We start from the raw sequence: 15,610 nt of genomic DNA, 5'->3' as shown, positions 1-15,610 counted from the left end.
GGCAAAAAGGCTACTTGATGGGTGAATTGCGGCGCTTGCGCGGCGGGTGGAAGTGCCGCCAGTGCGGATCCTGCGCCGCTGCCAGCAGCTCGTGGTCGCCGCGGGTGTCCCCCCAGGCGCGCAGGTGATAGGCGTTCAGATCGCCATACACTTTTTCCAGCCTGGCCACCTTCTGGGCGCAGCGGCAGTTATGGCCCGTGATGCGCCCCGTCAGCTTGCCGTCTTTCACTTCCAGCTGCGTGCCAATCAGCTTAATGCCCAGTTTGTCAGCCCACGGCTGAAGCACCAGCGCCGGAGACGCGGAACAGATGGTCACCTCCGCACCGGAATTCACCTCTGCCGCCACGGCCAGAACCCCTTCGGGGCGCATCAGCTTGTTCCAGTATTTTTCGCAAAACGCTTCCGCCTGCTGGCGCAACCAGTGTTCATCCACGCCCGTCAGGAACGTTTTGATCAGCACTTCCTTTAGCTCATCGCGCGTCAGCTTGCGACGCACGCAGTGGAGCGTGGGCAGCGCCATACGCACCAGACGGCCCGCGAAGTAGCGTTTCCCGAAGGCAAAGCGCAGGAAAGGAATAAAGCTGTCGTGGTGTGTTAACGTCCCATCAAAGTCAAAGACAGAGAGCACGCTGGATTTCGCCACCGTCTCGTCGGCAATCATATTGGTCATAAATACGTCTTAGCTGAAATACACATTCTGTGGATCAGTTTACCTGCTTTACCAGGACAGTCCTTACATCACCACCATTTTTTTCTCGATCTTGCGATCTCAAAGTGAGTCCATTTTTGGCCTCGATAAGAATTGGTGAAAAAACGATCTGTCTATATTATCGCCACATCGCACGATATTCAGGGGAACCCTTTGGCCCCACAGGTAAGGAAAAACTCACTCACTACTGCTTTCTTGATATGACTCTTAGATCGTTTATTTCAATCCTGACGTTAAGTTTTGCTTCGTTTTCTGCATTCAGTTTTCAACTCCCCGCGTCGATGCTATCGATGAACAGTAACCTGGCCGTCTCGCCAGCGAAATCTGCACTGATGCAACAGGATACGGGCCCGCTGCGCGCGCGCATCCTTGATCAATACCAAAAGTGGAAGGGGACCCAGTATCAGTGGGGCGGAACCACGCGCCGCGGCGTGGACTGCTCCGCGCTGATGCAGCACCTGTTCAGCGATGTGGCGCATCTTAACTTACCGCGCACGACCGGCGAGCAGATCCACCGCGGGGTGCAGGTGACGCAATACCGCCTGAGGCCCGGAGATCTGGTGTTCTTCCAGACGGGTCCGAACCGCAGGCATGTCGGCGTGTATATTGGCAATAGCCAGTTTATTCATGCCTCAAGCAGCCAGGGCGTCACGGTCTCAACCCTGACGGATGCTTACTGGCAGGCGCACTACATTACTGCCCGTCGGGTTGCAGGCAGTGCGGCCTGACAGCCTCAGATGATGTCATCCACGACGCCGCCATCGACGCGCAGCGCCGCGCCCGAGGTGGCGGAAGCCTGGGGTGAACAGACATAAATCACCATATTGGCCACCTCTTCAACCGTGGCCGCGCGCTGGATCACCGAGCTGGGGCGGTTGGCCATCACAAACTCTTTCGCCAACTGCTCCAGCGATTTACCGGTTTTTTCGATTTCATCCTTCATCATCTCTGCGAAACCGTCCGACATCGTTGGCCCCGGCAAGACGCTGTTGACCGTCACGCCGCTTCCCGCCACGAACTTCGCCAGCCCGCGCGCCAGGGAGAGCTGCGCCGTTTTGGTCACGCCGTAGTGGATCATATCCGCCGGGATATTGCAGGCCGACTCGGAGGAGATAAACACCACCCGTCCCCAGCCCTTTTGCACCATGCCCGGCAGGAGGGCGCGGGAAAGACGCACGCCGGACATCACGTTGGTCTGCCAGTAACGCTCCCAGGTCTCATCGTCGGTGGCATAGAAATCCTGCGGGCCGTAAATCCCGGCGTTGTTAACCAGAATATCGACGTTATTCGCCACCTTCAGCAGCGACTCGACCCCTTCCGCCGTGCTGAGATCGGCAATCGCGGCGCGCACCTGCACGCCCGGCACCACCTGCTGCAGCTGCTGAATGCCTTTATTCACCGATTCCGTGCTGCGGCCATTGACGATCACCTCGGCACCGCTTTCTGCCAGCCCTCTGGCGATGGCGAACCCGATCCCGCCGGTTGAGGCGGTCACCAGCGCCACTTTCCCCGTAAAGTCGATTTTCATCATCCGCTCCTTATCGTTTTAACGTTCGGACCTTAAAGCGTAGCAGGTGAGGATGAGGGCTCCTGGCTAAAAAGGCGCAGCAGCGTCTCCACCCGCTCGTCAAGCGGGGCGAGGGAGCGCTTAACAATCAGGTGAAGCGGCGTCGCTCTGCGTGCACCGTGGCTCAGCGGCAGGCGTTTCAGGATGCCTTGATCCAGCTGGGTCTGGATGCGTTCCTCCGGCAGCCAGCCGTAGCCGACCTGAGAGAGGACGGCCTCAATGGCGGCATCGATGGTGGAGAAGGTCCATGACTCACCGGCCGCGCGCGCGGCGGGCTGGCTGTCCGCAATCTGAATGAGCGGCCACGGGCGTAGCATGTCGTCGTTAAGCGGCGCGTCGAGGTGAAAGAGAGGATGCTGATGGTGGGCCACGGCAACAAAGTCGATATTCATCAGCCATTCGCCGAGCCCGGTCATGTCCTGGCGGCGGGTGAGGACCATCACATCGGCTTCGTCGTTAATGGCATCGTCCCGGGTGTTTTCCAGCACCTCGGTGAGGCGTACCTGGGTTTGCGGATACTGCTGCTGGAACTGGCGCAGAATGGCAAACAGGCGGCGGCGAGGGAAAATGGAATCCACCACCAGATCCAGCCGCGTGCGCATTCCGTTGCGAAGGGTCGCTGCGCGCGTCTCAACGTACGAAAAGGCTTTCAGCAGCGGTTTCACCTGGTTGAGCAGCAGTTCTCCTGCCGGCGTTAACACCGCCCGTCGTCCCTCCGGCACCAGCAGCGCCACGCCGAGCCGCTCCTGCAGCAGCGACAGGTTATAGCTCACCGAGGACTGGCTGCGGTGGGTTTCTTCTGCGGCTTTGGCAAAGCTGCCCGCCTCGACCACTCTTTCCAGTAAAGACCATTGTTCCAGCGTCGTCTTATGCATAATTTATCTAAAATTTGGATGAATTTGATTAAAACATAGCGTTATTCATTCAATTTTTGAAGGGGTACGATCGTCTCATCAAAACAAAGGAGACATCTTATGAACACCTTCGACAAACACGACTTAAGCGGCTTCGTTGGCAAACACCTTGTTTATACCTACGACAACGGCTGGAACTACGAGATTTACGTCAAAAACGAGACGACCCTGGATTACCGTATTCACAGCGGTCTGGTGGCAAACCGTTGGGTGAAAGATCAGCAGGCTTACATCGTGCGGGTAGGGGAAAGCATCTATAAAATTTCCTGGACCGAGCCAACCGGCACCGACGTCAGCCTGATTGTGAACCTGGGCGACAAACTGTTCCACGGCACCATCTTCTTCCCGCGCTGGGTCATGAACAACCCGGAAAAAACCGTCTGCTTCCAGAACGATCATATTCCGCTGATGAACAGCTACCGTGATGCGGGCCCGGCGTATCCAACCGAAGTGATTGATGAATTTGCCACAATTACCTTTGTACGCGACTGTGGTGCCAATAATGAAAGCGTGATCGCCTGCGCGGCCAGTGAATTACCGAAAAACTTTCCAGATAACCTGTAATAAGCGCGACAATTAACTAAATAGAAAAGTTCCCGGCTATTTCATATTATTTTGAAATAGCCGGGATTTTTTTTTGTTTGTTGAGGATTGGTTTAAATGTTTCCATTTCAAAATGTTGCGGAAGATCACATCAAAAATATTTAATATAAAATTAACTTGTTGTTTTTCAATTGGCTGCTAGTTGTCTTATAGCGTTGTAAACGCTGTCTTAATTTTTCCCTAAGGAAAGAGAGCTACTTTGATATGAGTTTATGGTTCGTTGAAATAAGCGGGCTGGCATTTGGTTAATATCAAAAACATGCCATTTTGATTGCAAGGAAATTAATAATGAGTGATTTTCTGCCTTTTTCGCGGCCGTCGATGGGCGCTGAGGAAATTGCGGCGCTTCAGGACGTTTTGATGTCGGGCTGGATCACCACAGGGCCTAAGAATCAGCAACTTGAAGAGGCATTCTGTCAACTTACCGGGAATCAGCATGCGATTGCCCTCTGTTCCGCCACCGCGGGCATGCACGTTACGCTGATGGCGCTGGATATTGGCCCGGGCGATGAAGTTATTACCCCTTCCCAGACCTGGGTCTCCACGCTGAATATGATCGTATTGCTGGGCGCCACGCCGGTCATGATTGATGTGGATAAAGACACATTAATGGTGACGCCAGAAGCCGTGGAAGCCGCTATTACCACGCGCACTAAAGCTATTATTCCCGTTCACTATGCCGGCGCGCCGTGTGATATCGACGCTATCCATGCCATCGGTGAACGTCACGGTATTCCGGTGATTGAAGATGCGGCTCATGCCGCCGGAACGTATTACAAAAACCGTCACGTGGGCTGGAAAGGAACGGCAATTTTCTCCTTCCACGCCATTAAAAACATGACCTGCGCGGAAGGCGGCCTGGTGGTCACGGATAATGCCCAGCTGGCACAGCGGATCCGCAGTCTGAAATTCCATGGCCTCGGCGTAGACGCCTATGACCGCCAGACGCACGGTCGCGCGCCGCAGGCGGAAGTGATCGCGCCGGGCTATAAATACAACCTGGCGGACATCAACGCCGCGCTGGCGCTGGTGCAGCTAGGCAAACTGAAAGAGGCCAACAGGCGCCGTGAGGAAATAGCGCAACGCTACCTGCGGGAGCTTGCCGATACGCCGTTCCAGCCGCTCACCATTCCATCATGGCCGCACGTGCACGCCTGGCACCTGTTTATTATTCGCGTGGATGAAGCGCGCTGCGGGATCTCACGCGACAACCTGATGGCGGCGCTGAAAGAGAAAGGTATTGGTACCGGCCTCCACTTCCGCGCGGCGCACACCCAAAAATACTACCGCGAGCGTTTTCCTGATGTATCGCTCCCGAATTCTGAATGGAATAGCGCGCGTATTTGTTCTCTCCCTCTTTTCCCGGACATGACTCATGACGACACAACCCGCGTCATTACCGCACTCCATCAGCTTGCAGGACATTGATATGTTCAGTGCACCGCCTGTACAAAAAGTATCCGTGGTCATCCCGGTTTATAACGAGCAGGAGAGCCTGCCCGAACTGATCCGCCGTACAACGGCCGCCTGCGACACGATGGGCAAGGCCTACGAAATTCTGCTGGTGGATGACGGCAGTAGCGATAATTCCGCGCTGATGATGACCGAAGCCGCGCAGGCCGAAGGCAGCCACATCGTAGCCGTGCTGCTCAACCGTAACTACGGCCAGCACTCGGCGATTATGGCGGGGTTTAGCCACGTCACGGGCGATCTGATCATCACCCTGGACGCGGACCTGCAAAACCCGCCGGAAGAGATCCCGCGCCTGGTGGCCAAAGCCGACGAAGGCTATGACGTGGTCGGCACGGTACGTCAGAACCGTCAGGACAGCCTGTTCCGCAAGCTGGCCTCGCGCACCATCAACCGTCTGATCCAGCGCACGACCGGTAAAGCGATGGGCGATTACGGCTGCATGCTGCGCGCCTACCGCCGCCACATTGTCGACGCCATGCTGCATTGCCACGAGCGCAGCACCTTCATTCCGATTCTGGCGAATACCTTTGCCCGTAAGGCAACGGAAATCCCGGTCCTGCACGCCGAGCGCGAGCACGGGGAGTCGAAGTACAGCTTTATGCGCCTCATCAACCTGATGTACGACCTCATCACCTGCCTGACCACCACGCCGCTGCGTCTGCTGAGCGTGTTCGGCAGCATCATCGCCGTGGCCGGTTTCGCGCTGTCCATTCTGCTGGTGGTACTGCGCCTGGTCTTTGGCCCGCAGTGGGCGGCGGAAGGGGTCTTTATGCTCTTTGCCGTGCTGTTTATGTTCATCGGCGCCCAGTTTGTCGGGATGGGGCTCCTCGGTGAATACATTGGCCGTATTTATAACGACGTTCGCGCGCGTCCGCGCTACTTTATTCAACGTGTTGTCCGTCAGGAACACAAAGCATCTCAAGAGGAAATTCACCCATGAAAGCTGTTGTATTTGCCTATCACGATATGGGGTGCACGGGCACGCAGGCCCTGCTGGAAGCGGGCTATGACATTGCGGCAATCTTTACCCATCCGGACACGGCCGGAGAGAACAACTTTTTCGGCTCCGTGGCGCGTATCGCCGCCGAGCGTGGTATTCCGGTTTATGCGCCAGACGACGTCAACCACCCGCTGTGGGTGGAGCGCATCCGCGCCCTCGCGCCTGACGTCATCTTCTCGTTTTACTATCGCAACCTGCTCTCCGACGAGATCTTAGGCCTGGCTGCAAAAGGCGCCTTTAATCTTCATGGTTCTCTGCTGCCTGCCTACCGTGGCCGCGCCCCGCTGAACTGGGTGCTGGTGAACGGTGAAACGGAAACGGGCGTGACGCTGCACCGCATGGTGCGCCGTGCGGATGCGGGCGCTATCGTGGCGCAGCAGAAGGTCGCTATTGATGCGGACGACACCGCGCTGCAGCTGCATCAAAAGCTGAACGCGACGGCACAGACGCTGCTGCGCGATGCGCTGCCGGGCATCCTTAACGGCACCTTCAGCGAGACCGCGCAGGACGAGAGCAAGGCAAGCAGCTTTGGTCGCCGCGCGCCGGAAGATGGTCGTCTGGACTGGAACAAACCGGCCCGCCAGCTGCACAACCTGGTGCGCGCCGTAACCGACCCGTGGCCGGGCGCCTACAGCTTTGCGGGCGTCAGCAAGTTCATCGTCTGGAAATCCCGCGTGCGTGACGACATTCCGGCGGCAAAACCGGGCACCGTCGTCTCCGTCTCCCCGCTGATTGTGAGCTGCGGCGAGCAGGCGCTGGAGATCGTTACCGGCCAAACCGACAACGGCCTGTACGTTCAGGGCACCCAGCTGGCGCAGTCGCTGGGGCTGGTGGCCGGGGCGCTGATCACCAGCGCGCCGGTGGTGGCCATCAAACGCCGTACCCGCGTGCTGATCCTCGGCGTGAACGGTTTTATCGGTAACCACCTGACCGAACGTCTGCTCAAAGACGATAACTACGAAATCTACGGCCTGGATATTGGCGCGGATGCGATCAGCCGTTTCCTCGACAACCCGCGCTTCCACTTCGTGGAAGGGGACATCAGCATCCACTCCGAGTGGATTGAATACCACATTAAGAAATGCGACGTGGTGCTGCCGCTGGTCGCCATTGCCACGCCAATCGAGTACACCCGTAACCCGCTGCGCGTGTTCGAGCTGGACTTCGAAGAGAACCTGAAGATCATCCGCGACTGCGTGAAATACGACAAGCGCATCATCTTCCCGTCCACCTCTGAAGTGTACGGCATGTGTACCGATAAGAACTTCGATGAAGACACCTCCAACCTGGTGGTCGGGCCGATCAACAAGCAGCGCTGGATTTACTCCGTCTCCAAACAGCTGCTGGACCGCGTGATTTGGGCCTACGGTGAGAAAGAGGGCCTGCGCTTTACCCTGTTCCGTCCGTTCAACTGGATGGGTCCGCGTCTGGATAACCTGAACGCGGCGCGTATCGGCAGCTCCCGTGCGATCACCCAGCTGATCCTGAACCTGGTGGAAGGCTCGCCAATCAAGCTTATCGAAGGCGGGAAACAGAAACGCTGCTTTACGGATATCAGCGACGGTATCGAAGCGCTGTTCCGCATCATCGAAAACAAAGATAACCGCTGCAACGGTGAAATCATCAACATCGGCAACCCGGACAACGAAGCGAGCATTCGCGAACTGGCCGAGATGCTGCTGGCCAGCTTTGAGCGTCATCCGCTGCGCGATAAATTCCCGCCGTTTGCCGGTTTCCGCGAAGTGGAAAGCAGCAGCTACTACGGTAAAGGGTATCAGGACGTTGAGCACCGTAAGCCAAGCATTCGCAATGCGAAGCGCTGCCTGAACTGGACGCCGACGGTGAAGATGGAACAGACCATTGATGAAACGCTTGATTTCTTCCTGCGCACCGTGGAGCTGTCGGAACAGGTCTCATGAAAAAAGTCGGTTTACGCATTGATGTCGACACCTTCAGGGGAACGCGTGACGGCGTACCCAAACTGCTGGAACTGCTGACCAAGCACGGCGTGCGCTCCAGCATTTTCTTCAGCGTGGGGCCTGACAACATGGGACGCCATTTATGGCGTCTGGTTAAACCGGCATTTCTGTTCAAAATGCTGCGCTCGCGCGCAGCATCCCTCTACGGCTGGGATATTTTGCTGGCCGGCACCGCCTGGCCCGGCAGACGCATCGGCGCGGGTAATGAAGCGGTTATCCGTGAAGCGGCGCAGCATCATGAGGTGGGTCTGCACGCCTGGGATCACCATGCCTGGCAAGCCTGGGCGGGCGTCTGGGATATCCCGCGCCTGTCCCGTGAGGTCGAGCGTGGGATGCTGGAGCTGGAGGCCATTATCGGTCAGCCCGTGCGCTGCTCCGCCGTGGCGGGATGGCGTGCGGATCAGCGCGTCGTGAAGGCCAAAGAAGCCTTTGCGTTTCGCTACAACAGCGATTGCCGCGGAACCGGGCCCTTTTTGCCGCTGTTGGGCGAAAATCGCTACGGTACGGTGCAAATTCCGGTCACGCTTCCCACCTGGGATGAAGTGGTCGGGCGCGAGGTGAAAGCTGATGAGTTCAATCGCTACATCCTGGACCGCATTCATCGTGACGCCGGTACGCCGGTGTATACCATCCATGCCGAAGTGGAAGGGATTGCGTATCAGCATGATTTCGACGAACTGCTGACGATGGCCGCTCAGGAAGGCATTGCGTTTTGCCCGTTAAGCGAGCTGCTGCCAGACGACCTCAGCACCCTGCCCGTGGGCAAAGTGGTCCGCAATGAACTGGCTGGCCGGGAAGGCTGGCTTGGCTATCAACAAACCGTGAGTCCGGTCCAATGAAAACAGCCCGTTATGGCTTAGCGCTTCTCGCACTGTTTATCGTTTACTACCTCATCCCGGTTGATATCCGCCTGCTTTGGCAGCCTGATGAAACGCGCTATGCGGAAATCAGCCGCGAAATGCTGGCCTCCGGAGACTGGGTTGTCCCGCATTTTTTGGGGCTGCGTTACTTTGAAAAGCCGATTGCTGGCTACTGGATCAACAGCATCGGGCAGATGCTGTTCGGGCACACGAACCTCGCCGTGCGCGCCGGGTCTATCTTCTCCACCGGTTTAGCGGCGCTGCTGGTCATCTGGATGGCCTGGCGTCTCTGGCGGGATAAGCGGACAGCCATTTTCTCCGGCCTGATCTTCCTGACCCTGTTCCTGGTGTATGGCATCGGCACGTATGCGGTGCTGGATCCCATCATCACCCTGTGGCTGGTGGCGGCGATGTGCAGCTTCTGGCTGGCGTCACAGGCCCAAACCGTTGCCGGAAAAGCGGGGGGCTATGTGCTGCTTGGGCTGGCCTGCGGGATGGGGGTGATGACCAAAGGCTTCCTGGCGCTGGCGGTACCGGTGATTGGCGTGCTGCCGTGGGTGATCGCCCAGAAGCGCTGGAAAGAGGTGCTGATTTTTGGCTGGCTCGCGATCCTGAGCTGCGTGCTGATTGTTCTGCCATGGGGGCTGGCGATTGCGCAGCGTGAGCCTGACTTCTGGCGTTACTTCTTCTGGGTTGAGCATATTCAGCGTTTCGCCCAGAGCGACGCGCAGCACAAAGCCCCGTTCTGGTACTACGTGCCGTTCCTGATCGCGGGTAGCCTGCCGTGGCTGGCGCTGCTGCCCGGCGCGTTCCGTCTCGGCTGGCATGACCGACAAAACGCGGGCGGCGGGTTCTATCTGCTGGGATGGGTGATAATGCCGCTGCTGTTCTTTAGCATCGCCAAAGGCAAGCTGCCGACCTATATCCTGCCGTGCTTTGCCCCGCTGGCGATCCTGATGGCGCGCTATGCCTGCCTCGCGGCGGAGAAGGGCGCCAGAGCGTTACGCATTAACGGCGGGATCAACCTGGCGTTTGGCGTTATCGGCATGGTGGCGGCGCTGGTGGTCTCTCCGTGGGGGCTGGCTAAGCATCCGGTCTGGTCCTCGGTTGAACTCTATAAAGTGTTCTGCGCGGTGGTCGCGTTCCTCATCTGGGCCGCGGTCGGCTGGTTTACGTTCAGGCAGAGTCAGCAGCGCTGGTGGCTTGCGGCGCTCTGCCCTGCGGGCCTGGCGCTGCTGATCGGTTTTGCCATTCCTAACCTGGTGGTGGATTCCAAACAGCCGCAGTCGCTGGTCGACACCGTGCGCGAGCCGCTTCAGGACAGCCGATTTGTCTTGGCCAATAACGTGGGCCTCGCCGCTGGCCTGGCGTGGGAGCTGAAGCGCAATGACATCACGCTGTTTGGTCAGAGTGGCGAGCTGCGCTACGGGCTGGATTATCCTGATGTGAAAGATCGTTTTGTCGGTAAAGATGACTTCGCGCAGTGGCTGGCTGAGCACCGTCAGCAGGGACGCGTATCGCTGGTTATCCTGCTGTCAAAACGCGATGACCTTTCGCGGGCGAATCTGCCAGAACCGGACAGCCTGTATATCCAGGGCCGTCTGGCCTACCTGCAGTATCTGCCGAAGTGATGACCTGGATCTGGCTGGTACTTGCAAGCCTGCTCAGCTGTGCGGGGCAGCTGTGCCAGAAACAGGCTACCCGTCCGGCGAAAGCCGGGCGGCGTGGCGTGCATATCGCGCTATGGCTTGGCCTGGCTCTGCTGGCGCTGGGCAGCGGGATGCTGGTCTGGCTGGTGGTGCTGCAGCGCCTGCCTGTCGGCATTGCCTACCCCATGCTGAGCCTCAATTTTGTCTGGGTGACGCTGGCGGCGAAGGTATTCTGGCGTGAAAACGTCGCCTCGCATCACTGGCTGGGGGTGGGGTTGATCATCATTGGGATTGTTATCCTGGGAGGGAGCCTGTGAAAGGGGCGTTCTGGGCCTTATGCAGCGTGCTGTTAGTCAGCGCCGCGCAGCTGCTGCTGCGCGAGGCCATGCAGGCTCTGCCTCCGGTCAGCGAGATTCTGACGTTTATTTCCGCGCTGTGGCACGTCTCGTCCGGCACGGGCGCGCTGCTGCTGGGGTTGATGGGGTATGTGGCTTCTATGGGCTGCTGGTACCTGGCGCTGCATCGCATGGCGCTCAGCAAAGCGTATGCCTTGCTGAGTCTTAGCTATATCCTGGTGTGGGGCGCCGCGATCCTGCTGCCGGGCTGGGGAGAAAGCTTCTCCTGGCACGGGCTGGTCGGCGTCGTGTTTATTATGTTGGGTGTACTGGTGATTTTCCTGCCCCGACGTGGATAATCGACTCGGTGGTCAGGGTGTAAGGGGTCGACGTACAAACGGCCAGGCTGAGTGAGCCGATCTGCACCTGGCTGACCGAGTGCGACGGCGCCGTGCTGTCGATGCTGACAATCTGCCAGGCGCTACCGCCACGCTGTTTGATGATTGCCTCTTTTCGCGTCCAGATACGCCAGAAGGCGGCAAGCCGTTCCTCTGGCGCTTCGCGCTCAAGCTCATCATGCTCCGTCATGCTGAAGACGGCATTCGCTAACGCCTGCCAGTTCTTCCTGGGGCGAATCACTTCGATATCACAGCCGACTTCGCCTTCATCGCTCATCAGCAAGGCGATATCGTCACCGCTGTGGCTCAGGTTGAACCACAGCGGATGGCCCTCCGCAAAGGCCGGTTTTCCCTGCTCGCCGTAAAAAATGTCGGGGAGCGGATGAGGGGATAACGCTCTGGCGAGCAGCATCCTGCCAGCCAGCCATGAGGCATTGCGAGCACCCTGAGGTGCGCTGTCTGCGAGCGTTGACGCCAGCGGGTCCGCGCAAAGGGTGGATATTTTTCCCAGTACAAACTGGTACATAGTTACGCCCAGCGTTTAATGATAATCGAGGTGTTGATGCCGCCAAACGCGAAGTTATTGCTCTGCAGATACTCGCAATCGATCTGGCGGGCTTCTCCCATAATATAATCTAAAGCACCACATTGCTCATCCGGTTGCCTTAAATTGAGTGTCGGGGCAAACCAGCCTTCACGCATCATCTGTAAACTCATCCATGCTTCCAGCGCGCCGCAGGCTCCGAGCGTGTGGCCAAAATAGCTCTTCAGCGATGAAATTGGCACGTTGTCACCATAGATAGCGGCAGTGGCCTGGCTTTCAGCAATATCACCGCGATCGGTGGCAGTACCGTGTGCGGAGATATACCCCATATCCAGGGCGCTTAATCCCGCCATGGCCAGCGACTGCTCCATACAAATCTGCATGGTTTCACGCTGAGGCTGGGTGATATGGGCCGCATCACAGTTAGTGGCAAAGCCCACGATTTCGCCGTAGATAGTGGCCCCGCGCGCTTTGGCATGCTCCAGCTCTTCGAGTATCAGGGTGCCCGCGCCTTCCCCAATCACCAGACCATCGCGCTGCGTATCAAATGGCGAAGGGGTGGTTTTGGGTTCATCGTTACGCTGGCTGGTGGCAAACAGCGTGTCAAACACCGCCGCTTCAGACGGACACAGCTCCTCAGCGCCCCCCGCAACCATAACGGTCTGATAGCCGTGGCGAATCGCCTCCCAGGCGTAGCCAATTGCCTGGCTACCGGACGTACAGGCGCTTGAGGTCGGGATGACGCGGCCACGTAATCCAAAGAACAGTCCGGTATTCACCGCGGTGGTGTGCGGCATCATCTGCACGTAGGTTGTGCCGGTGATGTTATTGGTGTGCTTTTCGGTGAGCATAGTGGCGAATTCGCTGACGGGCCCGGTACTGCCTGTGGATGAGCCATACGCGATACCCGTTTGCCCATTGGTGAGCACCGCCTCGCCAATCAGCCCCGCCTGCTCCAGCGCCAGCTCGGTGGCGCGGGTCGACATCAGCGACACGCGGCCCATGGCGCGGATCCGTTTGCGGGTATAATGTTCCGGCAGCGTGAAGTCATCAATCGGCGCGCCCAGCAGGGTGTGCAGGCCATCATAGACCTGCCACTCCGGCATTTTACGCACCGCGTTTTCATACGCCAGCAGCCTGCTGGACACGGATTGCCAGTTTTCGCCAAAGGCGGTCACGCCGCCCATGCCCGTAATCACCACGCGACGCGTCATAGCATTCCTCCGTTAATGGAAATGACCTGGCGGGTGACGTAACCCGCAATATCTGACATCAGATAGCTTGCCAGCCCGGCGACCTCCTCAGCCTGGCCCATGCGTTTCATTGGAATGATGGACATCGCTTCTTTCAGCGCGGCCTCTTCCATTTCAATCATTCCGGTATCAATCAGCCCCGGCGCAATGCAGTTCACGGTGATTTTGCGTTTTGCCAGCTCAATCGCCAGCGCTTTGGTGGCACCGATAATGCCCGCTTTTGCCGCGCTGTAGTTCACCTGCCCGCGGTTACCCATCACGCCGGACACGGACGATAGGGTGATAATGCGTCCCCCTTTACGGGTGCCAATCATCGGCATAATGCAGGGGTGAATGACGTTATAAAAACTGTCGAGATTGGTGTGGATCACGCTGTCCCAGTCGTCTTCACTCAATGCCGGAAAGGCGCCATCGCGGGTGATACCCGCGTTGCTAACCACGCCATACCATGCGCCATGGGCTTCAATGTCCTGTTCCAGCACCTCGCGGCACTGCTCGCGGTTGCCCACATCAAACGAGAGTAAACGGCCGTTGCCGCCCGCCTGCGTGATGGCGTCCAGCGTCTCCTGCGCGCCTGCGGCATCACGATGGTAATGCACGCCTACGGTAAACCCGTCGGCGGCAAGCTGGCGGGCGATGGCGCGCCCTATGCCTTTGCTGGCCCCGGTGACCAGTACGGAACGACTCATGCGTTAGATCCCTGATTAAAAAGCGAGGTTAATTCTTCTGCGCTTGGCTGGAAGGTGTTGACCCGGCCCGTGGCCAGCGTCTCTTCATTAGCGGAAATTGCGCATTCAAAACTGCCGAAGCGTTCGTCCTGCATCAGCAGCTTAACGGTGATGTCCAGCGTCAAGCCTGCGGCGAAACGCCCGCTGGCGCAGATCAGTTCACGCGCGCCGAGCACCATGCCCAGCGCAATATGCTCCTGCCCCTGCTGCTGGCGATGCCAGCCGGACCAGACGCCGACGGTCTGCGCCATCAGCTCGAGCGCGTACCAGCCCGGCAGGTCGCCATCGGCATTCAGAAAGGGTGCCAGCACGCTTTGTCTGTCTATCGCGACGCGGCATACCGCCATGTCGTCCGTCACATTCTCAACGGACTCCAGCAACATCATGGGCGCATCGTGCGGCAAATAGGCTTCGGGTGATAAGTAGCTCATGACGCTCTCCCCAGCAGAATGCTGGCGTTGTTGCCACCAAACGCGAACGAGTTAGACAGAATGACCGGCTTTGTCAGCGCGGTGCGCTGGTGCAGCAGACCGCACGGCGCCAGCGTGTCGTCCGGTGCGTAGCGGGCGAAGTCCTGCGGCGGTAAGGGCAGATCGCGCGTCAGAATCAGCCAGCTCAGGGCCGCTTCGGTGATACCGGCAGCGCCCAGCGTATGGCCGGTAAGGTGTTTGGTAGAGCTACAGGGCACGCTTTCCCCAAAGAGATCGTGTACCACCTGCGATTCAATCTGATCGTTAAGCGGCGTGGCCGTGCCGTGCAGGTTGATGTAGCCGATATCTCCGGGCTGCATACCCGCTTCGTTGAGCGCCTGCGTGATGGCCCTGATCGCCCCTTCGCCCTGCGGATGCGGGGCGGAGATATGGTACGCATCGCTGGATTCCCCCGTCCCGAGCAGCGCCACGTCCGCGGGCTCACGGCTAAGCACCATCAGCGCGGCGGCTTCACCGATGGTGATCCCCCGACGGTCGCGACCAAAAGGCTCGCAGAGCGTAGGGGAGAAGGATTCAAGGCTGTTAAACCCGTTGACGGGCATCCGGCTCAGGGTATCTGCTCCGCCAACAATGGCGATGTCCACCAGCCCGGCTTCAATCAGACGTTTGCCGCCGATCATCGCCCGCGCGCTGGAAGAGCAGGCTGTCGAGATCGTATAGGCCGGGCCTTCGAGCTGAAGCCAGTTGGCGAGGAAGCGGGACGGATCGCCGAGCTCCTGCTGCGGGTACTGCCAGTGCGTGCTCGCTTCGCCATGGGTCATGCGCTGCACGTGCTCATCGCCTTCATCCAGCCCAGAGGTGCTGGTCCCCAGCACCACGGCCACCCGATCGCGGCCGACGCGGGCGATAGCCTCGTCGACGGTCGACTGAATCTGCGCCAGCGCGGCCAGCAGAAGCTGGTTGTTGCGGGTGCGGTGTGCGGACAGCGTTTCCGGGATGGGCGGCAGTTCGCCTTCCACACCGCCCAGCACGGCATCGGGTGAACCCTGTAACCAGCCGGTTCGGGCATGCATACCCGGCGCTACGCCCGTCACCAGGTTAGCAGCGATTTCATCATGCGAGTTGCCCAGCGCGTTGACCATGCCAACAGCGGAAATATAAATCATC

The 15,610-nt window shown here is 58.6% G+C and carries 17 protein-coding genes; 9 read left to right on the top strand and 8 right to left on the bottom strand.

The window, feature by feature from the left end; all coding sequences use genetic code 11:
* Window positions 1–10: 10 nt before the first annotated feature.
* Window positions 11–670 carry an HAD family hydrolase gene (locus ACEPLT_RS21190; RefSeq protein WP_023345058.1) on the bottom strand — a complete coding sequence of 220 codons (660 nt, stop codon included), beginning with the start codon at window positions 668–670 and terminating at the stop codon, window positions 11–13.
* A gap of 320 nt (window positions 671–990) precedes the next feature.
* Here ACEPLT_RS21190 and ACEPLT_RS21185 point away from each other — a divergent pair, with 320 nt between their 5' ends.
* Complete coding sequence (locus tag ACEPLT_RS21185; RefSeq protein WP_175441106.1) at window positions 991–1,437, top strand: NlpC/P60 family protein; 447 nt, start codon at window positions 991–993, stop codon at window positions 1,435–1,437.
* A 5-nt stretch (window positions 1,438–1,442) separates the two neighbouring features.
* Here the strand turns inward: ACEPLT_RS21185 and ACEPLT_RS21180 are convergent, their stop codons facing one another.
* Window positions 1,443–2,237: an SDR family NAD(P)-dependent oxidoreductase gene (locus tag ACEPLT_RS21180; RefSeq protein WP_021242161.1), complete on the bottom strand. Its 795-nt coding sequence runs from the start codon at window positions 2,235–2,237 to the stop codon at window positions 1,443–1,445.
* A 32-nt stretch (window positions 2,238–2,269) separates the two neighbouring features.
* Window positions 2,270–3,151 carry a LysR family transcriptional regulator gene (locus ACEPLT_RS21175; RefSeq protein ID WP_232929173.1) on the bottom strand — a complete coding sequence of 294 codons (882 nt, stop codon included), beginning with the start codon at window positions 3,149–3,151 and terminating at the stop codon, window positions 2,270–2,272.
* A 99-nt stretch (window positions 3,152–3,250) separates the two neighbouring features.
* Here ACEPLT_RS21175 and ACEPLT_RS21170 point away from each other — a divergent pair, with 99 nt between their 5' ends.
* From ACEPLT_RS21170 to arnF, 8 genes are all read left to right on the top strand, one after another.
* Window positions 3,251–3,754, top strand: coding sequence for a phenolic acid decarboxylase (locus ACEPLT_RS21170; RefSeq protein WP_008503103.1), 504 nt, complete (start codon window positions 3,251–3,253; stop codon window positions 3,752–3,754).
* 327 nt (window positions 3,755–4,081) lie between these two features.
* Window positions 4,082–5,221, top strand: coding sequence for a UDP-4-amino-4-deoxy-L-arabinose aminotransferase (gene arnB, locus ACEPLT_RS21165; protein ID WP_232929174.1), 1,140 nt, complete (start codon window positions 4,082–4,084; stop codon window positions 5,219–5,221).
* Window position 5,222: 1 nt separating this feature from the next.
* A complete protein-coding gene (gene arnC, locus ACEPLT_RS21160; RefSeq protein WP_447088382.1) occupies window positions 5,223–6,206 on the top strand; it encodes an undecaprenyl-phosphate 4-deoxy-4-formamido-L-arabinose transferase in 984 nt (327 codons plus the stop codon).
* Window positions 6,203–8,185, top strand: coding sequence for a bifunctional UDP-4-amino-4-deoxy-L-arabinose formyltransferase/UDP-glucuronic acid oxidase ArnA (gene arnA / locus ACEPLT_RS21155; RefSeq protein ID WP_025910241.1), 1,983 nt, complete (start codon window positions 6,203–6,205; stop codon window positions 8,183–8,185). The genes arnC and arnA overlap by 4 nt, the downstream gene beginning before the upstream one ends.
* Entirely contained in the window at window positions 8,182–9,084 is a 903-nt protein-coding gene (gene arnD / locus ACEPLT_RS21150; RefSeq protein WP_032664767.1) for a 4-deoxy-4-formamido-L-arabinose-phosphoundecaprenol deformylase, read from the top strand. The genes arnA and arnD overlap by 4 nt, the downstream gene beginning before the upstream one ends.
* Window positions 9,081–10,736 carry a lipid IV(A) 4-amino-4-deoxy-L-arabinosyltransferase gene (gene arnT, locus ACEPLT_RS21145; RefSeq protein WP_232929175.1) on the top strand — a complete coding sequence of 552 codons (1,656 nt, stop codon included), beginning with the start codon at window positions 9,081–9,083 and terminating at the stop codon, window positions 10,734–10,736. Before arnD ends, arnT begins: the two co-directional genes overlap by 4 nt.
* Window positions 10,736–11,071 (top strand): 4-amino-4-deoxy-L-arabinose-phosphoundecaprenol flippase subunit ArnE, encoded by a 336-nt coding sequence (gene arnE / locus ACEPLT_RS21140; RefSeq protein WP_126534890.1) that lies wholly within the window; start codon window positions 10,736–10,738, stop codon window positions 11,069–11,071. Before arnT ends, arnE begins: the two co-directional genes overlap by 1 nt.
* Entirely contained in the window at window positions 11,068–11,448 is a 381-nt protein-coding gene (gene arnF / locus ACEPLT_RS21135) for a 4-amino-4-deoxy-L-arabinose-phosphoundecaprenol flippase subunit ArnF (RefSeq protein ID WP_032675597.1), read from the top strand. Before arnE ends, arnF begins: the two co-directional genes overlap by 4 nt.
* On the opposite strand, the gene acpT is transcribed toward arnF, so the two are convergent.
* Genes acpT through ACEPLT_RS21110 form a run of 5 tightly spaced genes read right to left on the bottom strand, consistent with a single transcriptional unit; the run spans window position 11,405 to window position 15,609 of the window.
* Window positions 11,405–12,013 (bottom strand): 4'-phosphopantetheinyl transferase AcpT, encoded by a 609-nt coding sequence (gene acpT, locus ACEPLT_RS21130; RefSeq protein ID WP_232929176.1) that lies wholly within the window; start codon window positions 12,011–12,013, stop codon window positions 11,405–11,407. The genes arnF and acpT overlap by 44 nt on opposite strands.
* Before the next feature lie 2 nt (window positions 12,014–12,015).
* Window positions 12,016–13,245, bottom strand: a complete 1,230-nt coding sequence (locus ACEPLT_RS21125) for a beta-ketoacyl-ACP synthase (RefSeq protein WP_021242168.1) — start codon at window positions 13,243–13,245, stop codon at window positions 12,016–12,018.
* Window positions 13,242–13,973: a 3-ketoacyl-ACP reductase FabG2 gene (locus ACEPLT_RS21120; protein ID WP_008503093.1), complete on the bottom strand. Its 732-nt coding sequence runs from the start codon at window positions 13,971–13,973 to the stop codon at window positions 13,242–13,244. Before ACEPLT_RS21120 ends, ACEPLT_RS21125 begins: the two co-directional genes overlap by 4 nt.
* Window positions 13,970–14,443 (bottom strand): ApeP family dehydratase, encoded by a 474-nt coding sequence (locus ACEPLT_RS21115; protein ID WP_008503092.1) that lies wholly within the window; start codon window positions 14,441–14,443, stop codon window positions 13,970–13,972. The genes ACEPLT_RS21120 and ACEPLT_RS21115 overlap by 4 nt, the downstream gene beginning before the upstream one ends.
* Window positions 14,440–15,609, bottom strand: a complete 1,170-nt coding sequence (locus tag ACEPLT_RS21110; RefSeq protein WP_008503091.1) for a beta-ketoacyl-[acyl-carrier-protein] synthase family protein — start codon at window positions 15,607–15,609, stop codon at window positions 14,440–14,442. Before ACEPLT_RS21110 ends, ACEPLT_RS21115 begins: the two co-directional genes overlap by 4 nt.
* Between the last annotated feature and the right edge of the window lies 1 nt (window position 15,610).

The organism is Enterobacter sp. fkY84-1, from assembly GCF_052974705.1.
Note: the sequence above shows the minus strand (reverse complement) of the source record. Positions and strands in the feature narration are given on the sequence as shown.